This window comes from Halomonas sp. LES1 (assembly GCF_031846005.1).
Classification (GTDB): domain Bacteria; phylum Pseudomonadota; class Gammaproteobacteria; order Pseudomonadales; family Halomonadaceae; genus Halomonas.
In genome coordinates, this window is the sequence record NZ_JAVRGC010000002.1 from 654,744 (window position 1) to 679,335 (window position 24,592).

The following is a 24,592-nucleotide window of genomic DNA, read 5'->3' on the forward strand; positions in this document are numbered from 1 at the left end:
AGGGCCGATCATGACGCAATCACTTCAGTTTCCATCAGCGGCCGGCAGCGACCAGCTGCCTTCCCAGACGCTGATCCCGCAGCTCTCGCTGCAATCGATGTTCTGGCGGCCCAAGTTCGTCAAGGGCTCGGTATGGAGCGTCCACCTGCCGGTGGCGTTCTGGCTGATTGAGGCTCAGCGCCCCCAGCGGGTCGTTGAGCTGGGCACCCAGGAGGGCACCTCCTGGTTCGCATTTTGCCAGGCCCTCGAGAGGCTCAACCCCTACGCCGAGTGCCTCGGCTTCACTGCCGGCCCGCCCGACGCCGAGCTCGTGGAACACACGGAGGCCCAGTACCAGGAGCTCGCGCGGGTTCGGCAGGCCTCGCAAGCCGATGCGCTGGAGCAACTGGATGAGGGCAGTGTCGACCTGCTGCACGTGGCGCCCGGCGTTGCGAAGTCGATCGGCCAGGAGTGGGCCCAGTGGCAGGCTCGACTCTCGGCGCGCGGCGTGGTGCTGATCAGCCAGGCAGGCCCGGGCCAGCCGGGCGAGGCTCTCTATCGCCAGGTGCGAGAGGGCAGAGCGTACTTTCTCTTCGAGCAGTCCCAGGGGCTGGCCATCGTCGCGGTCGGCTCGCAGCAGAGTGACACCCTGAAGCGTCTGATGGAGTTCCAGCCGGGGCAGCCCGGCATGCGCCTGATGCAGCAGGTGTTCCAGCGGCTGGGCCTGGCCTGCTGCACCACACCCCTAAGTGGGCGCCCGGCGGCCCAGGCCGATGGGCGAGGTAGTGACCAGGCGATCAGCACGGCCCGGCGCCAGGTGGAGAGCGCGCGCCGGGCCGCCGAGTTAGCGCGGGAAGAGGCCGAGGCGGTGCGGAGCAAGGCCGACAGAGCTCGCCATGAGGCCGAGTGCCGGCTTGAGGAGGAGCAGGCCACGCGCTTCGACGAGACCGCCAAGCTGACCGAGCTGCTGCAGGCGGCCGAGGCCGCTCAGGCGAAATCCCAGGCGCGCATAGAGGAGCTCGAAACCGCCAAGCGCCAGGCGCTGGAGGAGAGCGAGCGCCAGGCTCAGGCCCTTGAGGCTCTACAGCAGCGTCATCAGGCCCTCGAGCAACGGCATGAACAGCAGCAACACCGCCTCGATGCCGCCGAGCGGGCCAGCGCGGCCCTGCAGGAGGAGAACACGACCCTGCATCGCCAGCAGCAGGCTCGCTTCGACGAGCTTGCCGAGCTGACGCGGATGCTGCAAGAGAAGGAGCGGCGCCTGGCCGAGCTCAGCGAACAGCCGAAGCGCCTGGTGGATGCCTTCGCCACGCTGGGCAAGCGATCGAAAGCGCGGGGCGATCGCCGCACCAGCAAGGAGGATCTGCGCCTCGTCAGGGAGTCCGGCTTCTTCGATGAGGCCTGGTATGCCGGGCGCTATCCGGATGTCGGGCAGAGCGGCATGAACGGCCTCGAGCACTTCGTGAAATTCGGCGGCCAGGAGGGGCGTTCGCCCGGCCCGGCCTTCGACAGCCAGTGGTACCTGCTCGAATACCCCGACGTGGCCCAGGCCGGGCTCAACCCGCTGGTGCACTACCTGCGTTTCGGCAGCAAAGAGGACCGACTACCCACGCCGGTGGCGTGGCAAGGTGAAAAACATGGATCTTGAACAGCAGATCGAGATGATCAAGCACTCCTCGTGGTTCGACGCCGAGTGGTACCTCAGGGCCTATCCCGATGTGGCGAGCCTCGACATGTGTCCGGCGAGCCACTTTGCCCGCTATGGATGGCGGGTGGGGCGCAACCCTTCGGCGGCATTTCACACTCGCGGCTACCAGCAGCAGAATCGCGATGTGGCCGTGAGCGGCGTCAACCCGCTGATTCACTTCCTGCAGCACGGGGAAAAGGAGAATCGTCGAGCACCCGCGGTGCCCACCTCGGAGCATCGGGTCTCGGCCGATCGAGCAGCGCCCCCAGCCCCTAAACAGCCGCAGCCTTCGGCGGGCTCGCTCCCCGATGACATCGCGCAGCGCCAGTCGCTGCAGCTCGAGCACACCCAGCAGCTACTGGAACACTATTTTCGCCGTTGCCAGGAGCTGGAGCTTCGTCAGGGTGCGCCTGGCGATGCCCGCTGAAGACAGCGGGTTGGTTCGCCGGAGTCACACGTTCGTAAGCTTGGTAAACGACACTTTTTTTCCTTAACACACACTGCAAGGATGCTCATGAAAGTCCTGACCGTGTTCGGTACTCGCCCCGAAGCCATCAAGATGGCCCCTCTGGCCCTGCAACTCGCCGATGACGAGCGCTTCGAGGCGCGTGTTTGCGTGACGGCCCAGCACCGCGAGATGCTCGACCAGGTACTGTCGCTGTTCGAGCTTACACCGGACTACGACCTGAACCTGATGAAGCCGGGGCAGGATCTCAACGACATCACCTGCGGCATCCTGCAGGGGCTCAAGGGGGTGCTGGACGAGTTCCAGCCTGACATGGTGCTGGTGCACGGCGACACGGCGACCACCTTCGCCGCCAGCCTGGCCGCCTACTACCAGCAGATTCCGGTGGGCCACGTGGAGGCCGGCCTGCGTACCGGCAACCTCTATTCGCCGTGGCCGGAAGAGGGCAACCGCAAGCTGACCGGCGCGCTGGCCTCCAAGCACTTCGCCCCCACCGATACCTCCCGCCAGAACCTGCTGCGCGAGAACGTGGCCCCCGCCAGCGTGCACGTCACGGGCAACACCGTGGTGGATGCGCTGCTTGCAGTGGTACGCAAGCTGGAGGCCGGTCCGCTGGCGGATGAACTGCACGAGCGTTTCGATTTCCTCGATGATGACAAGCGCCTGGTACTGGTCACCGGCCATCGCCGCGAGAGCTTCGGCGATGGCTTCGAGCGGATCTGCCGGGCGCTGGCCGAGACGGCCAAGGCCCACCCGGATGTGCAGATCGTCTACCCGGTGCACCTCAACCCCAACGTGCGCGAGCCCGTGAATCGCCTGTTGGCCGATATCGACAACGTGCTGCTGATCGAGCCCCAGGACTACCTGCCCTTCGTCTACCTGATGAACCGCGCCCACCTGATCCTGACTGACTCCGGCGGCATCCAGGAGGAGGCTCCGTCGCTCGGCAAGCCGGTGCTGGTGATGCGCAACACCACCGAGCGGCCAGAGGCCGTTTCCGCCGGCACCGTCAAGCTGGTGGGCACGAGCGTGGACGTGATTACCACCGAGCTGACTCGCCTGCTCACCGACGACGACGCCTACCGCGCCATGAGCTTCGCGCACAACCCCTACGGCGATGGCAAGGCCTGTGAGCGCATCCTGGATGCGCTGGTGGTCCGGCAGAGCGAAATCGCCTAATCACGCCCCGCGCCACAACCGGCCAGCCGCCCTGGCCACCAACGCCCGATCTCGGATCGGGCGTTTTCTTTATGTCGATAGCAATATCTGGCACGAACAAGGAAGCAGAGTATGGAATTCAATACGATCTCGATGATTGGTCTTGGTTATATCGGCCTGCCCACCGCCGCCGTCTTCGCCTCGCGGCGCAAGAAGGTGATCGGCGTGGATATCGACCAGCACGCCGTTGATACCATCAACCGCGGCGAGATCCATATCATCGAGCCGGAGCTCGACATGGTGGTGCACGCCGCCGTGCATGAGGGCTACCTGCGAGCGACCACCGCGCCGGAGCCGGCCGATGCCTTCATGGTGGCGGTGCCCACCCCCTTCCATACCGACGAGAATGGCCAGAACCACAAGGCCGACCTGCGCTTCATCAAGGCCGCAAGCGAAGCGCTGGCCAAGGTGCTGGTGCCCGGCAACCTGGTGGTACTGGAGTCGACCAGCCCGGTTGGCGCCACCGAGCAGATGGCGGAGTGGTTGGCCGAGGCCCGCCCGGACCTCACTTTTCCCCAGACTCACGGCGAGGCCTCCGACATTCGCATTGCCCACTGCCCCGAGCGGGTATTGCCGGGCCACGTGGTCCGCGAGCTGGTGGAGAACGACCGGGTGATCGGCGGCATGACGCCGAAGTGTGCCGAGGCCGCCTGCGCGCTCTATGGCATCGTGGTGGAGGGGGAGTGCGTGCCGACCACCGCCCGTACCGCCGAGATGGCCAAACTGACCGAGAACAGTTTCCGGGACGTGAACATCGCCTTCGCCAACGAGCTCTCGACCATCGCCCATGAGCTGGAGATCAATGTCTGGGAGCTCATCGCCCTGGCCAACCGCCATCCGCGCGTCAATATCCTCTCGCCAGGGGCCGGCGTGGGCGGACACTGCATCGCTGTGGACCCCTGGTTCATCGTCGATGCCTGCCCGGAGCAGGCTCAGTTGATTCGCACCGCCCGTGAGGTAAACGACGCCAAACCCGAGTGGGTGCTGTCGCGGGTGAGCGAGGCGCTCGAGGGGCTGCACCGCACCCATCCCGGCGCGAGGCGCAGCGATCTCACCGTGGCCTGCCTGGGCGTGGCCTTCAAGCCGGACATCGACGACCTGCGCGAGAGCCCCGCCCTCGGCGTTACCGAGAAGATCGCCGAGCTGGGCTGCCGGGTGCAGGTGGTCGAGCCCAATATCGAGAGCCTGCCCAAGCGCCTGAACGGCGACAACGTGGCGCTGGTCAGCCTGGACGAGGCCCTGGCCCAGGCCGACGTGATCTGCGTGCTGGTCAAGCACAAGCCCTTCATGCTTAAGAGCGACGCCGTGCGCGCCAAGCCCGCCGTCGTCGATGCGGTCGGCCTGCTCGGATAACCCCTCTTCTTACGTAGGAGCGCGATTTATCGCGCGATTGGCACCGCTAATCCAGCGCCAAGCCATCGGCCCGTAGGAGCCCGATTTATCGGGCGATTGGCGTCGTAGGCCCCGCAGTTTCTATCTATAGCAACTTTACTCTGCATACCGGATATCCATGGACGATCTTCTCCACCTCGCCACTCGGCTTGCCGATCAACCCGCTACGCCCCTGATTGCTCCCATCCCGGGCCGAGTGGCTTATATGGTCAGCCATGGCCAGAGCTACGCCAGCAACGGCTACGCGATTCGCACCCAGGGCATCGCCCAGGCGCTGAACCAGCATGGCTTCGAGACGCTCTGTTTCGTGCGGCCGGGGCGGCCATGGGAGCTGAACGGCGGGGGCGTGAACGTGGCGCCGGAAACCGTCGTGAAAGGAGTGCGCTACCTCCATAGTGCCTGGCCGCAGGGCACGGCTCCCGCCGACGAGAACGCCCACCTGGAGGCCAGCGTGGCGCGCTTCGTGGAGCTGTTCCAGGTCTATCGGCCGGCAATCGTGCTCGCCGCCAGCAACTACACAGTCGGGTTACCCGCCTGGATCGCGGCAAAGCGTCTGGGCCTGCCGTTCTACAACGAGGTACGCGGTTTCTGGGAACTGTCGCGTGATGCTCGCGAACCGGGGTACGCCGGTTCACCTGCCGGCAAGCGAGAAGCCAAGCGGGATGCGTTCGTGGCCCGCCAGGCCCAGAAGGTCTTCACGCTCAATTTGCCGATGCAGGAAGAGCTGGGGCGACGCGGCGTCGACGTGGACCGGGTCGAGATCGTGCCCAACGGCATGAGCGCGCTGCCCGAGATCAAGCCGGCCGATCCGATGCTGAGAAAGCGCCTGGGAATCGGCGAGGAAGACAGGGTAGTGGGCTATGTCGGCAGCATCGCGCCCTATGAGGGACTGGATACGCTGATCGATACCTGCGCCGAACTGGTGGATCAGGGAGAAAGGCTCAAGCTGGTGATCGTCGGCGACGATCAGCCGATCACGAGCGTCGTGGGCCGGACTGACTCACAGGCCGATCACCCCTGGCTGATCCAGGTGGGGCGCGTGCCCCATGATGAGGTGGCGAGCTACTATGCGCTGATCGATACCGTGGTGATCCCGCGCAAGAAGCTGCCGGTGTGCGAGCTTGTCCCACCGATGAAGGCGACCGAAGCCCTGGCCTATGGGAAGCGTCTGGTGGTTTCTGATGTGGCACCGTTGGCTGAGTACGCCCGGAAGTATGAGGGTGTGGTGAGTTTTAATGCGGGGAGTGCCAAAAGTCTGACGACAGGCCTTCAGGGGTCACTGAAGCTGCCTGTTCCGAAGCCGACGACCGAACTGTTGTTCGCCAAGCATACCGAGCCGATGGTAAGGGCGCTGAAGGGGGAGGGGAGTGGGTTTGCTGAGCAGCCGGCGCCCGCGGCAGCTTCCAAGCCGATGACAGCGCCGCACTCGACACCTGCCAAAGCGCTCGCAACCGCTGACGCCGCCTCTGCCAAGCCGTCATCGTCCCAGCACAGCCTCGGCGTCTTTAGCCGCCCGGAAACCGTCGAGCTGCCCTCCAAGGACCCCCTTTGGCACAGCGTGCCGGTCAAGGCCGGCCAGGCACTGATCATCGAAGCCGCTTCCGAGTACCGCAATATCAAGGGCGCCCAGAATCGCAAGGCAGTTTTGCTGATCAACGCCTTCGATGCCGACGGCAAGCCGGTGGATACCCCTTGCGGCAAGATGGCCAAGTCAGGCCACCTCAAGGCCTACTTCAAGTATCTTCCCTGTACCCAGAACCAGATCCAGGAGCTGCACAGCTTCAGCGTACCCGAAGGCGTCAGCGAGATCCGCATAGGCGTGTGTGGCTTCAACAAGAAGGATGACGAGCAGGTGATGCTGCGTGAGCTGCGCATGCAGCCCAAGCCGTACAAGTCCCAGTCCATCCAGTTCGTGCCCCCCAGCGCCCAGGCCGCCGAGATCAGTATTCTTGGCTGGCCGGAGCAGCCGCCCAATAGCAAGCCCTATGTGATCGGCGTCATGGACGAGTTCACCACCGGTTGCTTCGAGCAGGATGTGAACCTGATTCAACCGCGCCCGGATAACTGGTATGCCCTGGCCGAGAAGTACCAGCCTGAATTCTTCTTTATCGAGAGCGCCTGGAAGGGCAACTACGCCAGCTGGCAGTACCGGGTAGCGGACTACGCCAACAAGCCCGGTCAGGAAATCGCCCATATCTGCCAGTACGCCCGGGAGAAGGGCATACCTACGCTGTTCTGGAACAAGGAGGACCCGGTTCATCACCAGAAGTTCATGTGCAGCGCCAAGCTGGTGGACCACATCTTCACCACCGACGCCAACATGAAGGACTCCTACCAGGCCAAGACCGGTAACCCCAACGTCCATGCGATGCCGTTTGCCGCCCAGCCGGCGCTGCACAAGCCGGCGCCGCTGGCGGGCCGCAAGCCCCGCGCCTGCTTCGCGGGCAGCTGGTACGGCAACCGCCACGCCGAGCGCGGCGAAGCCATGCGCTGGCTGCTGCAGGCGGCCAACCGCCACGGCCTGGATATCTTTGATCGCAACCATGGCACCGGCATCTTCCCCTTCCCCGAGGAGTACCAGGCCGGGATCAAGGGCAGCCTGCCCTACAAGGAACTCTGCGGCGAGTACAGCCGCTACCGGGTATTCCTCAACGTCAACTCGGTGACCGACTCCCCCACCATGTTCTCGCGTCGGGTGTTCGAGCTGATGGCCTGCGGTACCCCCGTGGTCAGCACTTATGCCAAGGGCATCGACAACCTCTTCGACTCCGATGCCGTGTGGCTGGTCCATAGTCAGGAAGAGGCCGACGCGGCCCTGCACACCCTGATGACCGACGACGCCGAGTGGCGCCGCCGTAGCCTGGCGGGCATCCGCGAGGTGTTCGCCAAGCACACCTACGCCCACCGCCTGAACGATATCTTCGACCGCCTGGGCATCGAAACCCGCCTGCCCACCGATCCGGCCATGGCACTGGTGGCCGAGGCGCATAGCCAGGCCGATCTTGAGATGCTGAACCAGTTCGCCCGCAAGCAGAGCTACCGCCACTTCCAGCTGGGCATCGCCTGTGCGCCGGGACTGGCGCAGCTGGCCGGTTCGCTCTCGGAGAACATCACTCTGCTGCAGCGGGGGCAGAAGGCGCCCTGGTTGGCGGAGCAGCACGCCGAGTCTCCCCTGGCAGGTTGGTTGAGCCCCCAGGCCCTCTACGGCGAGCACTACCTGCGTGACCTGGCCAATGCCAGCCTTTACGAGCCAGAGGCGGGCGGCTGGGCCAAGGCGCCGGAGCAGGATCGTTTCGCCTATGGCGCGCCGGCCAGCCTGGGCGGCGCGCTCTGGAAGCACACTGAGTTTCTCAAGCAACCCATCAAGGCCCACCCGGAGGCGCGCATCACGCGCCCGGATCTCTACCTCGCCGATTGTGACCAGTTCCAGCTCCTCGGCGCGGCCCAGCAAGCGGTGGGAGGTTAAACCATGACCAAGCGTGTACTGATCTGCGGCAATCCCGACCTCAACTACATCGACGGCTCCTCCATCTGGGCCCAGACCATCGCTCTGGCCGCCGCGGCGACCGGTGAAGCGGAGGTCGAGTTCCTGGCCAGAAGCACCCCGGAGCGCGACGAGCTGTATGGCCCCCTGAAGGCCGCCGGCAATCTCAACATTATCGATGGCAGCGACCGCCAGCACTGGCAAGGTAGGGGCTTTGCCCGCATTACCCCTGCGATGATGGGAGAGCTGGCCATTCGCCTGGACCGCACCCAGCCCTATGACGTCACCATTGTGCGCGGGCTGGAGATCGCCACCCAGCTGCTGGACGCGCCGGACGTGCTGGCCAAGTGCTGGATGTACCTGACCGACATTCCCCAGGCGGTGAGTGATTACACCCCTGACCAGCGTCTGCTGATGCAGCGCATTGCCCAGGGCTGCCAGCGGCTGCTTTGTCAGACGGAGGGCTTCAAGGCACTTTGGCAGGCCTTAGTGCCTGATCTGGGTGACAACAAGGTGAGGCTTTATACTCCGGTGATACCGGATCTTCCCGAGCATCTGTCACCTATTAGTGAGCGTCCCCTGCAGGCGATCTATGCCGGCAAGTTTAAGGGCGACTGGATGACGCTGGAAATGACCGAGGCCTGGCCCGCCATCCACCGCGATCTTTCCGGTAGTGAGCTGGTGATGATCGGAGACAAGATCCACGACGAGCCAGGGTGCCCAGGCTACAAGCACCAGATGCAACAAGCACTGGAAAGCACCGCCGGGCTGCAGTGGCTAGGAGCACAATCCCGTGAAGCAGTGCAGCGGCAGCTTCAGCAGGCTCGAGTTGGGCTCTCCTGGCGTGACGAGGGCATGAACGACACCGTGGAGTACTCCACCAAGATCCTGGAGTATGGCGGGGCCGGCTGTGCGGCGATCCTCAACCGCAACCCCCTCCACGAGCAGCTGCTGGGCCAGGACTACCCGCTGTTTGCCAACAGCGAAGATGAGTTTCGGTGTCAGCTGACCCGAGCGCTCAACGAGCCTCAAGTGGCCCAGCAGGCCGCCGATGCCTTGAAGCGGCTGGCCGAGCGCCACACCTTCTCGACGCGGGTAGGGGAGATCCGTCAGTGGCTGGCGGAGGCCCCCAAGGCGCCCGAGCCGAAGGCCAAGACCAAGGTGCTGGTAGCCGGACACGACCTCAAGTTCTTTACCCTGCTACAGAAGAAGCTGGAAGCCACCGGGCAGTTTGAGTTCCTCACCGACCAGTGGCAGGGCCACAACAAGCATGACGAAGCGAAGAGTCGCGCCCTGCTGGAGCAGGCCGATGTGATTTTTTGCGAGTGGTGTCTGGGTAACCTCAAGTGGTACTCCCACCACAAAAAGCCTCATCAGCGCCTGGTGGCACGCTTTCACGCTCAGGAAAGCCGCACGCCCTACATGGGCGAGGCCAACTGGAACAACATCGACCACATCAGCTTCGTCAGTGAGCATACCCGTCGACAGGCGTTGGAAGTGTTCGCTGGTTTCCCTTTCGACAAGACCTCGGTGATTCCCAATTACCTGGACGATACCAAGTTCACACCCAAGAAGAAAACCGGGGAAGCGCGTTTTACGCTGGGCATGGTAGGAGTCGCGCCCAAGAGCAAGCGTCTCGACCGCGCCGTGGACCTGCTGGCAGCCTTGCTGGAAGAGGACGATCGCTACTGCTTGCGAGTGAAAGGCAAGCACCCGCTAGACTACGGCTGGTTGCTCAAGCGCGAGGACGAACTGGTTTACTATCGCAACGTCTTTGAGCGCATCAATAGCAATCCCCGGTTGCGGCATAAGGTGATCTTTGACCCCCCCGGTGACGACGTAAACGACTGGTTTACCATGGTGGGATTTATACTCTCGCCATCAGATTTTGAATCTTTTCATATGGCTGTTGGTGAAGGTGCTTTAACAGGAGCTGTTCCAATTGTTTGGGATTGGGATGGTGCGATTGAAACCTGGGGGAAGAGTGCGGTGGTTTGTAACCTTGAAGCTGCGAAAAACACTTTATTGAATAGTAAGCTATCAGAGCCTATTGCGGATATTTCTATAAAGCGTTATTTTGCAAAAGAGGTTGTGGAGATTTGGGAGAGGATGCTGGTCGTTTGTTGATATTTTTTTGGTCGAGTGGCTGGTCGTGAGTTTTACCGAAATGCAGAAAACTCCTTTTGTTAATTTTTGATTCATTTATTGAGAGCTTTACATGAGCGATGAAAAAGTTTTTTATTATGGCGTAACAAGATTTAGTGTGTATTTTCCTAGGAGTACGGCTTGGAAGATCTCGTCTCAATTGACTGAGCATGATTATATATCTCAGCTTTATTCGGATGAAAGGTTGGGGCCGAGGTTTGATATATTTTTAGACAGGGCACTTCCTATATACGAGAGCTATACAGAGAGATATAATTATAAGCACATCATCCAGTATTCAGAAGAGTTGCCACAGAAGTGGAAGGATAAGTTGTTTGAGGCGAAGGAAAAATACCCGTTTTTGTTGTTATACAAAGTTAGAGGGGAGGTCGATTACAAGAATATAATTGAGGAGGGGGTTTCATTTTCCTCTTCAGGAGATGCTGTGGTTGTGGTTTTTAGAGTAGATGATGATGACTTGCTGAGTCATGATTATCTTGATCAGCTTTCTCATTATGCGGCCTTCGGTTTTTTTGGCATGTCTGTTTCGTTCAGCTTGGGAGTTGTAGCTAAGTATCAATGTGGGGAATATCGTGACTTTAGGGTGTTAAGGAAGCATCTGATGTCCCAAGGTCAAGCAACTATTGGTAAGTTTGTTAAAGAAGAAGAGAGGTTTTATCTTCCGTCATCAGTTAGTCATATGGAAACAGATCTGCATAGGCCTGTCATAATTGATTCTCGTAAGCCTGCGTTTCTTCAAACGTTACATGCATCTCAAGATACAAGAGCTTCTGTTGGCGAAAAGGGCAATATTTCTGTAATTGATCAAGAGCTTTCTAATAACAAATCAATAGATGACTTCGAAAGTTTTATTAGTCCCTTTCCGACGATAATAGATGATTTTGTAAAGTGCAAAGAGTCTAGGGTGATTTTGCTTGAGTACACCAGTAGTGATGGCAAGGGCTTTAATCCATCATTTGAGGTGGATATTTCACAGGCCGGGAATTACAGGGTCTCTTATGAGCTAAAATTTGAAGGTGAGGTTTTGAGTAATAAGAAGGGGCTTTTGCTATGCATGGGGGTGGCGTCCCAAGATATTGCAGAGGTCTCTGGAATGTCCTTGTCGAAAAGGCCTGAGATTGGTTGGTTCAAGTATATTCCGGTCGCGGGGGGGGCTGTAAAAAGTTCCTTTGAGTTCTCTGTCTCAGAATGCTCAAGTGTCGATAATATTTTTTTAAAAGAGTGGGCATATAAAGGAGAATTTGAGGTTATCATGCTTGTTGTTGAGAGGCTGGGGGGTGTGGTGTGATTAGCTCTGAGATTTTAGCATACTGGTGGAGGCCGTCTGGCGGAGGAGGAAATGCCGGTGATGAAGTAACTCCTTTCCTGCTCAGAGAGTACTTTGGTGTTGAGTATAAGTACTCGCCAATTTCAGCATGCAACTTACTGTCTACGGGTAGTATTTTAGGCTGGCTTTCCAATAGCCAGGGGTTATCTCAATGCAATAGTGATGTGCATGTGATCGGTTCTGGTTTCATGGATCCATCTCAGGCTGTTGGTTCGTTAAGTGATAACGTTAAAGTGAACTCCGTAAGAGGGCACCTTTCTAGGCTTTTGTTGCCAAAGAAGTTGCACAAATCAGTTTCAGTCGGAGATCCAGGTCTCCTTGTGGCAAAGGTTTACGGCGAAATTTCCGATCGAAACCCAAATTATAAGTTTGGTGTGATTCCACATATTACCTTTAGAGGTAGGGAGTCTTTTTGTAAAGCATACCGTGACCTTCCTGGTGTAAAGTTTATTGATATCGCTACAACAGATATTCTTGGTCTTCTGAAGGATATGCTTGACTGCGAGGTTATAATATCTCAGTCTTTACATGGTTTGATTTTTGCTGACTCCTTAGGGGTGCCAAATGTATGGGTTGAGCATGGGGCATTAGGAAGATCTAAGGGTGATTTTAAATTCTATGATTACTTTTCCTCTATTGGAAGACCCTTTAATAAAAAGATTGAGGTTGTTAGGCCGCTAAGTGAAGGCTGTATCTATGAGTCGATGTACAACCCTGATATGGGTTGCATAGGCGAAGTGATCAATGATGTTGAAGAAAGCTTTAAGAAGGGGTTGGGTTTAGCTGAGAAAAGTAACCGTGAAGAAGCTAAAGTTCAGGGTAAAGATCTTGGTCAGGGTAAGGAGCTTATTGCCAAAGGAGAGTTTGTAGCATCGGTAAGTATTAAGATTAACCTGTTATGTTCTGATGGCGTGGTTGATGGTGGTGCTCTCTTATCATTTAGTTTCGAGGGTGAGGATGGAGAAGTAGATAGTCTCATTCTTGGGGATTTGTTAGGCGTTTCATCTTCGAAGAACAAGAATGTAGGACTGTTTAAATACCTTCCTTTGGTACCAGGTGAAGAGGTTTATGAAGTATCTTTGAATGTTCCGCGAGGTGTAGTTTTGAAAAAAATTTATCTGATGAAGTGGAAGAGCAAGAAGAGCGAAATCCGTTTGGTTGGTGGTGTTGTTTCAAGTCACTAGCTGCTTGCTTTGGCTCGCAGGATAATGCCTGTCTGCGTGTTTTTCGAAGTGGTGAAGCCTTGGTTTTTGCGGAAGGTTTTATAGGTTTTGTTACTAATGGTGCTTATGCCGTATCTCTCTCTTATTGAAGTTCGTTAATCTTGGGTGTGGTTGAAGATCCTATTTTTGTTTCAGAAAATCCGCCCGTGGCTCTTGCTATCCATAAGTTATCAAATCGCCTTCAAAAATTATGTTAGCCAGCTGTAGCTCTGTTTTTTAAAAAAACTATGTTTTTCATTGGGTTAAGAAGGTGGTGTTGCGTTTTTTGATGTTTGTTTTTCTACGTTGAGGTGCCGATTTTAAGCCAAATGACAAGCTGGCGGTCGTCCCAATTTTGTGTTAGGAGTTTTTGGATCTGTTATGTGCGGAATCGTTGGCGCTATCGGCGCAATGGAATGTACCGCCTTCCTGCTGGAAGGTCTCAAGACGTTGGAATACCGCGGCTACGACTCGGCCGGCCTGGCACTGCTGGCTCCTGAGGGGGAGGGCGGCCTGCAGCGCGCCCGCGCCAAGGGCCGGGTGTCGGAGCTCGAGTCCCGCGTGGCGGAGCTGGGCCTGAGCGGCCGGGTCGGTATCGCCCACACGCGCTGGGCCACCCACGGGGTGCCGGCGGAGCGCAATGCGCATCCGCACGTGTCCGAGGGGCTCGCGGTGGTGCACAACGGCATCATCGAGAACCATGAGCCGCTGCGCCAGCAGCTCGAGGGGCTCGGCTACGTCTTCACCTCGGATACCGATACCGAGACCATCGCGCACCTGGTGCAGGCCTGCCTGGCGGGAGGCAATGCCTTCGCCCAGGCGCCGGCGCCGGACCTGTTTACGGCGGTGCGCCTGGCGGTGACGCATCTGGTCGGTGCCTATGCGCTGGCGGTGATTCGCGGGGCGGAACCAGGCAGCAACCAAGAGCCGTGCCTGGTGGTCGCCCGCGAAGGCTCGCCACTGATGCTGGGCGTGGGCGAAGAGGGTCACTATGCCGCCTCGGACGCCTCCGCACTGCTCTCGGTCACGCGACGCATGATCTACCTCGAGAACGGGGACGTGGGGCGCCTGACCGCCGAGGCCATCGAGCTGGTCGATGGAGAAGGGCGTCCGGTAACCCGCGAGGAGGTGATCTCCCAGCTCAACGCCGATGCCGTGGAGCTGGGCGACTATCGCCACTTCATGCAGAAGGAGATCTTCGAGCAGCCCCAGGCCCTGGCCAATACCCTGGAGATGATTGGTGGGGCGAGCCGCCTGTCGGCCGGCATCCTCGGTGCCGATGCGGAAGGCATCCTCGAGCGGGTCGACGCGGTGCTGATCCTCGCCTGCGGCACCTCCAGCTACGCCGGCATGACGGCCCGCTACTGGATCGAGGCCGTGGCTGGCGTGCCCTGCAACGTCGAGCTGGCCAGCGAGTACCGCTACCGCGCATCAATCGCCAATCCCGACCAGCTGGTGGTGGTGATCTCCCAGTCCGGCGAGACCGCCGACACCCTGGCCGCCCTGCAGCATGCCAAGGCGTTGGGCCATCGCCATACCCTGGCGATCTGCAACGTGCCGGAGTCGACCATCGTGCGCGAGACCGCGCTGCGCTTCATCACCCGGGCCGGCCCGGAGATCGGCGTGGCCTCCACCAAGGCCTTCACCACCCAGCTCTCGGCGCTGTTCCTGCTGACCCTGCTGCTGGCCAAGCGCCGCGGATATGGCGCCAGGTTCGATGAGGCGCGCGAGCAGGCGTATCTCTCCGAACTTCGCCACCTGCCGACGGCGGTGGCGAAAGTGCTTGCCCTGGAGCCGTCGATTCGCGACTGGGCCCAGCGCTTCGCAGACAAGCGCCATGCGCTCTTCCTGGGCCGCGGCCATCACTACCCAATCGCCCTGGAAGGCGCCCTCAAGCTGAAGGAGATCTCCTACATCCACGCCGAGGCCTATCCCGCCGGGGAACTCAAGCACGGCCCCCTGGCGCTGGTCGATGGCGAGATGCCGGTGGTCGTGGTGGCGCCCAATGACGAGCTGCTCGACAAGCTCAAGGCCAACATGCAGGAGGTCAGCGCCCGGGGCGGCGAGCTCTACGTCTTCGCCGACGGCTGCTGTCACATGACACCGAGCGAGGGCGTGCATATTCTCCGCCTGCCCGAACGGGAGGGCGTCGAGGTCGGGGGCCTGCTCTCGCCGGTGCTGCACGTGGTCGCCCAGCAGCTGCTGGCTTACCACGTGGCCCTGGTGAAGGGCACCGATGTTGACAAGCCGCGCAACCTGGCCAAGAGCGTGACGGTCGAGTGACGAGGAGCGAGCCATGAAGGGGCCGAGGGGCATATTCGGCGCCTGGCGGCGCCGGCGGCAGAAAGCCTACGGCCGGGGCGGCGACGAGGCACACCGGCTGATCGCGCAGTCGACGCTGTTCGATGCCGATTGGTACCGCCGCCAGCCCGGGGTATCCGACGACGCCCAGGCCGCCCGCGATCCGGTCGGCCACTACCTGACACGAGGGGCGGCCGCCGGCCTCGCACCCGGGCCGGGCTTCGACGGCGCCTGGTACCTGGCCCGCTATCCCGACGTGGCCGAAGCCGGGCTCAACCCGCTGGTGCACTATCTGCGCCATGGGCAGTACGAGGGACGGCTGCCCCGGGATAATCGCGCGCTCGCCTGGGAGCACCATCTGTGGCGCGGGGCCGAGGCGGTGATGGTGCCGAGGCTCGAGAGGTTGCGCGGCGACGAGGAGGCGGATGTCGAGGAGCGCCAGCACGCGGCCTGGGCCTTGGCGCGCTGGTGGGCCTGGCGGGGTGAGTGGACGCGAGTGCGTGCCTGCCTGCTGCCCGAGGGGCGGCTGATCACACATCCCGCGCATATCGGGCCGGCCCTGCTGGCGGTGGAGGCGCTCTGTTCGCCTTCGCTCGGGCCGGATTCGAACAGTGAAAAAACCGCGCACCTGCCCAGGGTGCTGGCCGAGCTGGATCGTCGGTTCCCGGAGCAGGCGAATACGGCCCTGGCCCATGCCAATGCCCTGGGCGATGAGACTGAGCGGCTGGCCTGGATTAATCGGATCTGGCGGGCGCAGGGGCTATCGCACATCACGCGTCGGGTGCCTGGTCAGCCATTGACTCTCGATAATCTGGCGGCCGATACGCCTCAGTGCTCGCCGCCTACTCTTCACTCCTCACAACTCACCCCTCACTCCCCACCTCTGGTCAGCGTGATCGTGCCGGTCTACAACGCGGCGAGCAGCATCGCCACGGCCCTGCACAGCCTGTTTGCCCAGCGTGGCGTGGCCCTGGAGTTGCTGGTGGTGGACGATGCCAGCAGCGACGACACCTGGGGGGTGCTGCAAGCACTTGTGGCGGAGTGCCCAGGCCACGTGCGGCTGCGCCTGCTACGCCACGGCGTCAACGCCGGGGCCTACGCGGCCCGCAACACAGGCCTCATGGCGGCGAGCGGGACGCTGATCACCACCCATGACAGCGATGACTGGTCGCATCCTGAGAAGCTAGCCCTCCAGGTTGCGGCCCTTGAGGCCGCGCCTGAGGCCATGGCCAGTCTCTCGCACTGGGTGCGGGCCACTCCGGCACTGCACTTTCATCGCTGGCGTGTGGAGGAAGAGGGCTGGGTCTATCGCAATATCTCCTCGCTGATGGTTCGCCGCGCGGCGGTCGACGCGCTCGGTGGCTGGGACGCGGTGAGCGTCAATGCCGACAGCGAGTATCATGAGCGCCTGATCGCGGCGTTCGGCGAGGCGTCGGTGGTCGATGCACTGCCCGGGGTGCCGCTGGCCTTCGGCCGGGCGGACGCCGGTTCGCTCAGCCAGAGCGGGGCCACCCATTTGAGCACCCAGTTCGTCGGCGTGCGCCAGGCCTACATGGACGCGGCCCGGCGCTGGCATGCAGCGGCCGAGTCTCCATCGGACCTGTACCTCCCCCTGCGGCCTGCCTGGCGACCCTACGCCGCTCCCTCGTCCATTTGCCGCCAGGCGCTGCCGGTGCGCTCGGCCCACCCGCTGGACACGCTGCAGGCCTCGGAGTTGTTCGATGCCGGCTGGTACCTGCGTACCCACCTCGACCTTCAGGACACGATCATCGAGCCACTGGCCCACTACTGGCAGGCCGGCAGCGTCGAGGGGCGCGATCCGGGCCCGCACTTCAGCGTCTCCGGCTATCGCTATGCCTATCCTGACGTCGACGAGCAGGGTCAGGAGGCGCTTCACCACTATCTGACCCGAGGGCGTCACGAGGGGCGGGCCGCCTGGCCGATCCTGCCCGGCGATGCCGAGTACCGCCCAGGTGAGCGCAGCGTGCTGCTGTGCGGTCATCAGGCCGGCCACGCCCTCTACGGCGCCGAACGCAGCCTGCTCGATGTGCTGAAGGCGATGCGCCGGTTGGGCTGGAACGTGGTCGTCTGTCTGCCCTCGGCCGTCAACGAGGCATACGTGGAGGCGCTGCGCGCGCACGCTCGGGCGGTGGCGGTTCTGCCCTATGGCTGGTGGCAGCGGGGACGGGCGCCCGAGCCCGCCACCCTGCGCCACTTCCGCGAACTGATTCGACGCTTCGGGATCGAGGCGGTGCACGCCAACACCCTGGTGCTGGAAGAGCCGCTGGTCGCGGCCCGAGAGGCGGGCGTGCCCGCCGTGGTCCATGTGCGCGAGCTGCCCGCCCACGACGCCGCGCTCTGTCGCACCCTCAATGCCGATGCTGCCACGCTGATGCGAAGGGTGCAGGAGGGGGCGGACCTGGTGATCGCCAACTCCCGAGCCACCGCAACCGCTTGCGAGGCGCCGCAGCACGATGCGTCCCCTTTGCCAGCTCCGCCGGTGCGGGTGGTGCCCAATACGGTTGAAATGGCGCCGCTGCTCGCGCTGCCGATGCGGTCGGCGGTGCCGCTCGCGGTGGGCATGCTGAGCAGCAACCTGCCGAAGAAGGGGCTCGAGGACCTGGAGGCCATGGCCCGCCACTTAACGCGCCTGGCTCCTGACCTTCGGGTGGTGCTCTTCGGGCCGCGGACGCCTGCCCTGGAGTCGCTGTTGGCCCGCCGGGCCCGGGGACTGGCTCCCAAAAGCCTGGTCTACGGAGGCTACGTCGACTTGCCGGTCGAGGCGCTGACCGAGCTGGATATCGTGGTCAGTCTGTCGCGCTTCCAGGAGTCCTTCGGGCGCACCGCGCTGGAGGCGATGGCCGCGGCGCGGCCGGTGGTCGGCTACGCCTGGGGGGCGTTGCCGGAATTGGTGGAGGAGGGGGAGACCGGTCATCTGGTACGGCTCGGAGATGCTCAGGGCGCTGCGCGCCTTGTTGCCGCGTTGGCCCGCGATCCCGAGCGCCGTGCCCGGCTGGGGGCGGCGGGACGCCGCCGCGCCCGTGAGCGATTCGGCGATTCGGCGATGGCGACGGCGCTGCATCAGGCCTACGCGGCGCTGTCGATCCCGACACGTCCGGGCCACGACGATAATTCAAGGAGTCCTGTGTGAAGCTTGCCGTGGCCGCGATCGTCAAGAACGAGAAGGACTGTCTGCCCGAATGGCTGGCTTATCATCGACTGGTGGGGGCCTGCCATTTTCTGATCGCCGATAACGGGAGCAGCGACGGGACACGCGAGCTACTCGCCGCGCGGGACGATGTCACCCTGCTCGACGTGCCGACGGAGGGCAAGGTGCCTCCGCAGCTCGAGGCCTACGAGCGCCTGCTGGCGGTCTGTCCGTCGTGGATCGAGGTGCTGGCCTTCATCGATGCCGATGAGTTCCTGGTGCCGATGGACGCAGCCGAGCCGGTGGCAGTGGGGACGCAGCGCGTGCCCTCTTTGCTGCCCTGGCTAGAGCGACGTTTCGCCGACGAGAGCGTTGGTGCCGTGGTGCTGAACTGGGCCTGCTTCGGCTCTTCGGGCGAGGTCTTTCGCGAACCTGGACTGGTGATCGAGCGCTTCACCCGTCGTGCCGCCCAGGCCTTCGGCCCCAATCGCCACTACAAGAGCCTGGTGCGCCCGCAGTGGGTGTCGGGCTTCGACAATCCGCACCATGTGCGGCTCAGCCGCGGGCGACACGTTGACGCGCGGGGCGAGCCCCTGCAGTTGCGCACCGATCGCGAGGGTCTAGAACGGTCCGGCCTTAGCGAGGAGGTGGTGTGGGAGGGCGCGCGCATCAATCACTACATCGTCAAGTCGGTGGAGGAGTTCCTGGCCGGAAAGGCGAGGCGTGGCAGCGCCTCACGGGCGGAGTATGTAAAGGGACGTTCGTACTTCGAGCGTCATGACCGCAACGACGAATGCTGCGAGCGGGCGGCCGCGCTGGCTCCACGTCTCGAAGCGGCCTTGGCGGCCCCGTCGATCGACGTGTCGGTCCAAGCCCGCAGCGAGGCGGCCATCGAGTGGCCTTTTAGCCTCGTGCGACGGCTGGGACGTCGGGTGCTTGATACGATGGGTTCGTCCCACGACGCGCCTCCCTTCCGCTGGGCCCTCGACTATCCCTCGGAGCAGCGCGCGCCCTGGTACCTGCCCTCCGGGCGCGTGGTCCAGGGCTGGGTGCTGTTGCCCTCTGAGCTCGCCCCGTCGGCTTCTCGTGCGCGGGTGGTGGCGCGCTGGCTGCCTGAGCATGAGCTCTGCCACCCCCTGGAGATCGCTCGCCCGGATGTGATCGAGGCGGTGCTCGGCGTGAACCCCGACGCTCATCCCCAGCGTCGCTGTGGCTTTCGCTTCACCGTGCCGCCGCGGCTGGCCCACTTTCATCTGGAACTGGTGCTGGACGAGCGGCGCTGGCCGCTGCAGGAAGTTCGGTGCCAGCCCCCCGAGGCGGACGACGCCGGGCCCCTGAAGGTCGTCGAGGGGCACGAGGGCTGGCTGTTTCTAGACAACGATACCAACGCCAGCGTCGATCAGTATCGCGGGCGCGTAAGACTCACCGATCGCGGGCTGGCCGGCTGGCAGGCCTACCTGAGCGGCCTGGCGCGATTGGCCTCCGAGATCGAGACTCCCTGGTCGATGCTGGTTGCCCCGGCCAAGGAGACGGTGATGGGTCCTCGCTATCACCCCGAGACGCAGGGGGCCTGTCAGCCGATCGATCAGCTGCTGGCGCTGCCGGAGTCGCTGGGCATCGTACACCCGGTGTCGGCTTTACAGGCACTCGGCGATGACGCTTTCATCCGGACCGATACCCACTGGACGCAGCGCGGCGCCATGACCGCGACCGTCGAGCTGGCGGCCTCACTGGGGCTCAACCGAGATGCGGTCATGCAGGCCTTTGCCGATGATCGCTATGTCAGCCGCGCCATGGGCGGCGATCTTGGCAACAAGCTGACGCCCCGCCAGACCTGCGACGTTGAGATGCTGCGGTCGTTCAGCTACATCCGGTATCGGGTCTATGACAACGGCCTGCCCAATTTCGGGCGCCTGCTGGTGATCGCCTATCCCGAGGCGCTAATTGAGGGTACCTGTTTGGTCTTCGGCTCCTCCTCGACCAACTCGATGTTTCACTTCCTGAGCCGCCTGTTCCGCCGGGTGATCTTCATTCACAGCGCCGGCAACCTCGATCGCGAGGTGGTGGCGGCGACTGGGCCTGATTACCTGGTCGTACAGACCAATGCGCGCTTTCTGGTGCAGGTGCCTGTTCTCGAGCAATCACTCGCGGGAATGATCGAAAACAAGATCGCCAGGCTCGACGATGCCGAGCTTTCGAGGATCGAGGAGCGTGCCATCGACGCCGCGGCGTCGGACCTCGAGGCCTGGGGACTGGCACGTTGGCAGCGCCTGGCCTCGGAGCGCCTGGTGGCTCGTCGCAAGGCCTGAATAGCGACTAGCTTTTGGCTGGAAATTTCCGCTGGGAAATGCCGACGCGCTGCTAGGCTGCCGCTCCTTCCACTCCATCGATTGCCCGCTACCGGGTAAACGATCTCCTTTTAAATGCATGCTTGTATTGAGTCGTCATGTTCCAGAGCTTCAGTCTGCCCCTTTGCGATAAACCATTGCAGTTGCATTGCCGTCATCCTGTCTCGCTGGTGCCGCAACATCAGCTCGAGCCGGGCGAGGACGGCGAGTGGCGCGTCACGGGCAGCGAGGCCGCGTTTGTTTGGCAGGGGCCCCGGCCGCTGCCCGGCTGGAACATGATAGAACTGGCGGGCGAACGCTCGGTCACCGGCGTGGCGGCGAGCCTGACCTTCGAGACCCGCCAAGGCGTCATCACGGTCGACATGCCCCTGCGCGCGGGCAAGGTCACCAAGCGGCTGGTGCGCGTGCCCTTCGGTACGCGGCGCATCGTCTTCTGTCCGATGAACGCCCGGGGGAGTATCCGTCTGACGCACCTGCGTTGCGTGTGGCTCACGCCCTGGTTCGCTCGGGATCGCCTGCTGCAGCGTCTGGTTACCTCCCATCAGCGCTATCGAGGACGATCGAAGCCCGAGGTCCGGCGCGAGATAGCCTCACGGGCGCGGGAGGCGAAGCGTGGCTGGTTCGCCCAGGCGATGGACGACTACGAAACGACCTTCATCAGCCTCTGCTCCAAGCACAATTACCGCCAGTGGATCGAGCAGATCGAGAGCGGGCGGCGGCGGGGATCTCGTGCAAGGGTCGAGGCCGGCCCCCGGGCGACCCTGCTGCTGCCCCTTGACAACGAGACGGGCGATGTGGCGGCGGCGATCGGCGATCTCGAGGCTCGCCTGGCCTGCCTCGGCCGCCAGGCGCATGACGATCGAGAGGCCCTGGTCCTGCTGTCGGCGAGGGCGAGCGGGGCGCTGCGCGACGCCGCACAGCAGGCCGTGGCGTCGCTATCGGAAGGCCGGCTTCTCGAGGCGCCGGAAGACGACGGCGCGGCGCGGCTCAACGCGGCGCTGGAGAGCGCTAGCGGTGAGCTGATCCTGCTGCTGGCGCCGGGCGCCCGCCTCGCCGACGAGGCACTGGCGCACCTGGCCGATGCCTTCGAGCAGCAGCCGGCCCCCTGGCTGCTCTACGCCGACGAGGATCGTCTCGATGCCGACGGCCAGCGCCATGCGCCGAACTTCAAGCCCGACTGGAGTCCCGATCTGCTGCTCTCCCAGCCCTATCTGGGGCAGATGCTCGCTTTCTCCCGGCGTGCCCTGGAGGCCATGGGGGGCTATGTGTCCGGAGGGGAGAGCGCCCGCTGGCAGGCCACCCTGCAGGCGACGGCCCTGCGCCTGCTGGCGACCCACGGCGAGGAGGCCGGGCGTCGGGTGAGGCATGTGCCTTTCGTGTTGATGCACCGCGGCGACGCGCCGGGCCTCCCCGCTCACGACGCTGTCGCCGGTGAGGACGGCGGGGCCGTGGCGCGTACCCAGCGCTGCCTGGACGAGATCGCGCGTCGCACGGGTCGGCCCGCCGCGCGTGCCGTGGCCGGCCTGCTGCCCGACAGCGTGAGAGTGTGCTGGCCGGTGCCCGAGCCGGCGCCGCTGGTTACTCTGCTGGTGCCGACCCGCGACGGGGTGGCGATCCTGCGCCCTTGCGTGGATGCCATCCTGGAGCGCACCGACTACCGACACTTTGAGTTGCTGATTCTTGATAATGAGAGTACATGCACGGAAACGCTGGCCTATATGGACGAGGTGGAGCGGCGAGACGCCCGAGTGCGGGTGCTGCGTTGGAACCATCCTTTCAACTACTCGGCCATCAACAACTTCGGCGCGCGTCAGGCGCGGGGCGAGATCATCGGCCTGGTGAACAACGACATCGAGCCGATCGGCGCGCACTGGCTGACCGAGATGGTGGCGCAGGCCTGCCGACCGGAGATAGGTTGCGTGGGGGCCAAGCTTTATTATCCCAACAACACCGTGCAGCATGGCGGCGTGATCTTGGGCCTTGGCAGCATCGCTGGTCACGGTCATCGCTTCTTCCAGCGAGACGAGGAGGGCTTCCAGGGTCGTCTCAAGGTGACCCAGAACCTCTCGGCGGTCACGGCGGCGTGCCTGCTGCTGCGACGTTCGGTCTTCGAGGCCGTGGGTGGACTGAACGAGGCGGACCTGGCGGTGGCCTACAATGACGTCGATCTATGCCTGAAGGTCCGCGAAGCGGGCTATCGGAATCTCTGGACACCCCATGCCGAGCTCTATCATCACGAGTCAGTCTCCCGAGGCGCCGACGACACGCTGAAGAAGCGTGCTCGTTGGCTGGCGGAGTGCGACTACATGCGCCGGACCTGGGGCCATCAGCTCGATCATGACCCGGCGTACAACCCGAACTTGACCCTGGTGCACGAAGACTTTTCGCTGCGATGAACCCGGCTGCACCGGGAAATTGTAGGAGCGCGATTTATCGCGCGATTGAGCCGATGACGGAGAGATCATGCAGCATGAGCGCTGGCTGGTGCTGAGCGACGGGGCACGGCCGACCGAGGATATCTACTTTCTCGAGTCGGTTGCGCCCCGTTTGCGTTCCGAGGGCCACGACATAGGTCGGCTTGATGTGCGGGGCTGGCGCTGGCGGCTGGCGCGCTGGGTGTTGAGCCGTCAGCCAGGGGCAAACCTGGTGCTGTGCCGCACCCTGCCTGAGCCAGTACTGCGTTGGCTCGAGCGCGAACGTGGCGCCTTCGGGCGCATCCTATATCTGATCGATGATGATCTGGGCGCGGCGGCGGAGGACAAGGCTCTGCCTGGCGCCTATCGCGAGCGTATGTTCCGGGCAGCTGCCCAGCAGCCGCGGTTGTTGGCCTTGGCCGACGAGGTGGTGGCGTGTAGTTCGTTGCTGGCCGAGTTGCTGCGAGAAGATCATGACAATGTAGGGCTGATGACGCCGCCGATGATTGCACCGCTACCGGATCTGGCCCATTTCGATGCGGGGCCCTCGGGGGAGAGGCCCTGGCGGATCGGTTTTTATGGTACTCGCGCGCATCTGTCTGACCTCGAACATATTGCTCCGGCCCTTTACTCCGTGCAGCGCGAGCGCGGTGATACAGAACTGGAGCTGATGCTGGGCCAGCATGCGCCGAGCGATCTGGCCGCGTTGCCCCGCACGCTCTGCCCGGCGCCGCTGCCTTGGAAGAAGTTTCGTGACTACCAGGCGCGTCGGAGGGTACATATCGGCCTGGCACCATTGATGGATACGTCGTTCAACCGCGGCAAGTCCTTCATCAAGTTCCTGGATATCGCTGCCATGGGTGGGGTAGGGATCTACTCGGATCGTGCTCCCTACACCGAAATCGTCGAGCATGGCGTCAACGGCCTACTCTCCAATGATGATCCGGCGGAGTGGCGGCGCTGCCTGATGTCACTGTTGGCCAACCCCATGAAGACCCACAGGATGGCGGTAGAGGCCGCGAAAACGGCACAAAAGCACGAGTTGTATGCGTTACCAGGCTTAACGAATGTCGATGCTTGAGCAATGTATTCTGGCGTTATTATGGAAACATGTGAAATAGGTAATCGCGCGATAAATCGCGCTCCTACGATGTTGTCGCCGTAGTGCCGTTCCAGGAGCCGGATTTATCCGGCGATGATGTTGGTGGCGGTGCCATATCGATCGCGCGATAAATCGCGCTCCTACGATGTTGCCGCCGTAGTGCCGTTGTAGGAGCCGGATTTATCCGGCGATGGTGTTTGGCGGTGCCATATCAATCGCGCGATAAATCGTGCTCCTACGATGTTGCCGCCGTAGTGCCGTTGTAGGAGCCGGATTTATCCGGCGATGGTGTTTGGCGGTGCCATATCAATCGCGCGATAAATCGTGCTCCTACGATGTTGCCGCCGTAGTGCCGTTG

The 24,592-nt window shown here is 62.4% G+C and carries 13 protein-coding genes; all 13 read left to right on the forward strand.

What is annotated here, in order from left to right:
- The first annotated feature begins 10 nt into the window (after positions 1 to 10).
- The 13 genes from RM463_RS07240 (at position 11) to RM463_RS07300 (ending at position 24,213) form a co-directional block, all read left to right on the forward strand.
- Positions 11 to 1,627 (forward strand): class I SAM-dependent methyltransferase, encoded by a 1,617-nt coding sequence (locus tag RM463_RS07240; RefSeq protein WP_311429570.1) that lies wholly within the window; start codon positions 11 to 13, stop codon positions 1,625 to 1,627.
- A complete protein-coding gene (locus tag RM463_RS07245) occupies positions 1,617 to 2,093 on the forward strand; it encodes a hypothetical protein (RefSeq protein ID WP_311429571.1) in 477 nt (158 codons plus the stop codon). The genes RM463_RS07240 and RM463_RS07245 overlap by 11 nt, the downstream gene beginning before the upstream one ends.
- 87 nt (positions 2,094 to 2,180) lie before the next feature.
- Positions 2,181 to 3,311: a non-hydrolyzing UDP-N-acetylglucosamine 2-epimerase gene (wecB, locus tag RM463_RS07250; RefSeq protein ID WP_311429572.1), complete on the forward strand. Its 1,131-nt coding sequence runs from the start codon at positions 2,181 to 2,183 to the stop codon at positions 3,309 to 3,311.
- A gap of 111 nt (positions 3,312 to 3,422) precedes the next feature.
- On the forward strand, positions 3,423 to 4,703 hold the full coding sequence (wecC, locus tag RM463_RS07255; RefSeq protein ID WP_311429573.1) for a UDP-N-acetyl-D-mannosamine dehydrogenase: 1,281 nt from the start codon (positions 3,423 to 3,425) through the stop codon (positions 4,701 to 4,703).
- Positions 4,704 to 4,860: 157 nt separating this feature from the next.
- Entirely contained in the window at positions 4,861 to 8,208 is a 3,348-nt protein-coding gene (locus RM463_RS07260) for a glycosyltransferase (protein WP_311429574.1), read from the forward strand.
- A 3-nt stretch (positions 8,209 to 8,211) separates the two neighbouring features.
- Complete coding sequence (locus RM463_RS07265; protein ID WP_311429575.1) at positions 8,212 to 10,353, forward strand: glycosyltransferase; 2,142 nt, start codon at positions 8,212 to 8,214, stop codon at positions 10,351 to 10,353.
- Between the two features lie 91 nt (positions 10,354 to 10,444).
- Complete coding sequence (locus RM463_RS07270) at positions 10,445 to 11,680, forward strand: glycosyltransferase (RefSeq protein WP_311429576.1); 1,236 nt, start codon at positions 10,445 to 10,447, stop codon at positions 11,678 to 11,680.
- The gene (locus RM463_RS07275) at positions 11,677 to 12,903 is read left to right on the forward strand and encodes a polysaccharide pyruvyl transferase family protein (protein WP_311429577.1); all 1,227 of its coding nucleotides are present in this window, start codon (positions 11,677 to 11,679) and stop codon (positions 12,901 to 12,903) included. Before RM463_RS07270 ends, RM463_RS07275 begins: the two co-directional genes overlap by 4 nt.
- A gap of 399 nt (positions 12,904 to 13,302) precedes the next feature.
- The gene (glmS, locus tag RM463_RS07280; RefSeq protein ID WP_311429578.1) at positions 13,303 to 15,204 is read left to right on the forward strand and encodes a glutamine--fructose-6-phosphate transaminase (isomerizing); all 1,902 of its coding nucleotides are present in this window, start codon (positions 13,303 to 13,305) and stop codon (positions 15,202 to 15,204) included.
- 13 nt (positions 15,205 to 15,217) lie between these two features.
- Positions 15,218 to 18,373, forward strand: a complete 3,156-nt coding sequence (locus tag RM463_RS07285; RefSeq protein WP_311429579.1) for a glycosyltransferase — start codon at positions 15,218 to 15,220, stop codon at positions 18,371 to 18,373.
- On the forward strand, positions 18,370 to 20,679 hold the full coding sequence (locus RM463_RS07290) for a glycosyltransferase family 2 protein (protein WP_311429580.1): 2,310 nt from the start codon (positions 18,370 to 18,372) through the stop codon (positions 20,677 to 20,679). Before RM463_RS07285 ends, RM463_RS07290 begins: the two co-directional genes overlap by 4 nt.
- A gap of 176 nt (positions 20,680 to 20,855) precedes the next feature.
- The gene (locus RM463_RS07295) at positions 20,856 to 23,114 is read left to right on the forward strand and encodes a glycosyltransferase (RefSeq protein WP_311429581.1); all 2,259 of its coding nucleotides are present in this window, start codon (positions 20,856 to 20,858) and stop codon (positions 23,112 to 23,114) included.
- Between the two features lie 67 nt (positions 23,115 to 23,181).
- Positions 23,182 to 24,213 (forward strand): glycosyltransferase, encoded by a 1,032-nt coding sequence (locus RM463_RS07300; RefSeq protein WP_311429582.1) that lies wholly within the window; start codon positions 23,182 to 23,184, stop codon positions 24,211 to 24,213.
- The last annotated feature ends 379 nt before the right edge of the window (positions 24,214 to 24,592 follow it).

Excerpts from the sequence above, each read along its gene's own strand:
- RM463_RS07240 (WP_311429570.1), top strand. The coding sequence starts at position 11 with ATGACGCAATCACTTCAGTTTCCATCAGCGGCCGGCAGCGACCAGCTG.
- RM463_RS07245 (WP_311429571.1), top strand. The coding sequence starts at position 1,617 with ATGGATCTTGAACAGCAGATCGAGATGATCAAGCACTCCTCGTGGTTC.
- wecB (WP_311429572.1), top strand. The coding sequence starts at position 2,181 with ATGAAAGTCCTGACCGTGTTCGGTACTCGCCCCGAAGCCATCAAGATG.
- wecC (WP_311429573.1), top strand. The coding sequence starts at position 3,423 with ATGGAATTCAATACGATCTCGATGATTGGTCTTGGTTATATCGGCCTG.
- RM463_RS07260 (WP_311429574.1), top strand. The coding sequence starts at position 4,861 with ATGGACGATCTTCTCCACCTCGCCACTCGGCTTGCCGATCAACCCGCT.
- RM463_RS07265 (WP_311429575.1), top strand. The coding sequence starts at position 8,212 with ATGACCAAGCGTGTACTGATCTGCGGCAATCCCGACCTCAACTACATC.
- RM463_RS07270 (WP_311429576.1), top strand. The coding sequence starts at position 10,445 with ATGAGCGATGAAAAAGTTTTTTATTATGGCGTAACAAGATTTAGTGTG.
- glmS (WP_311429578.1), top strand. The coding sequence starts at position 13,303 with ATGTGCGGAATCGTTGGCGCTATCGGCGCAATGGAATGTACCGCCTTC.
- RM463_RS07285 (WP_311429579.1), top strand. The coding sequence starts at position 15,218 with ATGAAGGGGCCGAGGGGCATATTCGGCGCCTGGCGGCGCCGGCGGCAG.
- RM463_RS07300 (WP_311429582.1), top strand. The coding sequence starts at position 23,182 with ATGCAGCATGAGCGCTGGCTGGTGCTGAGCGACGGGGCACGGCCGACC.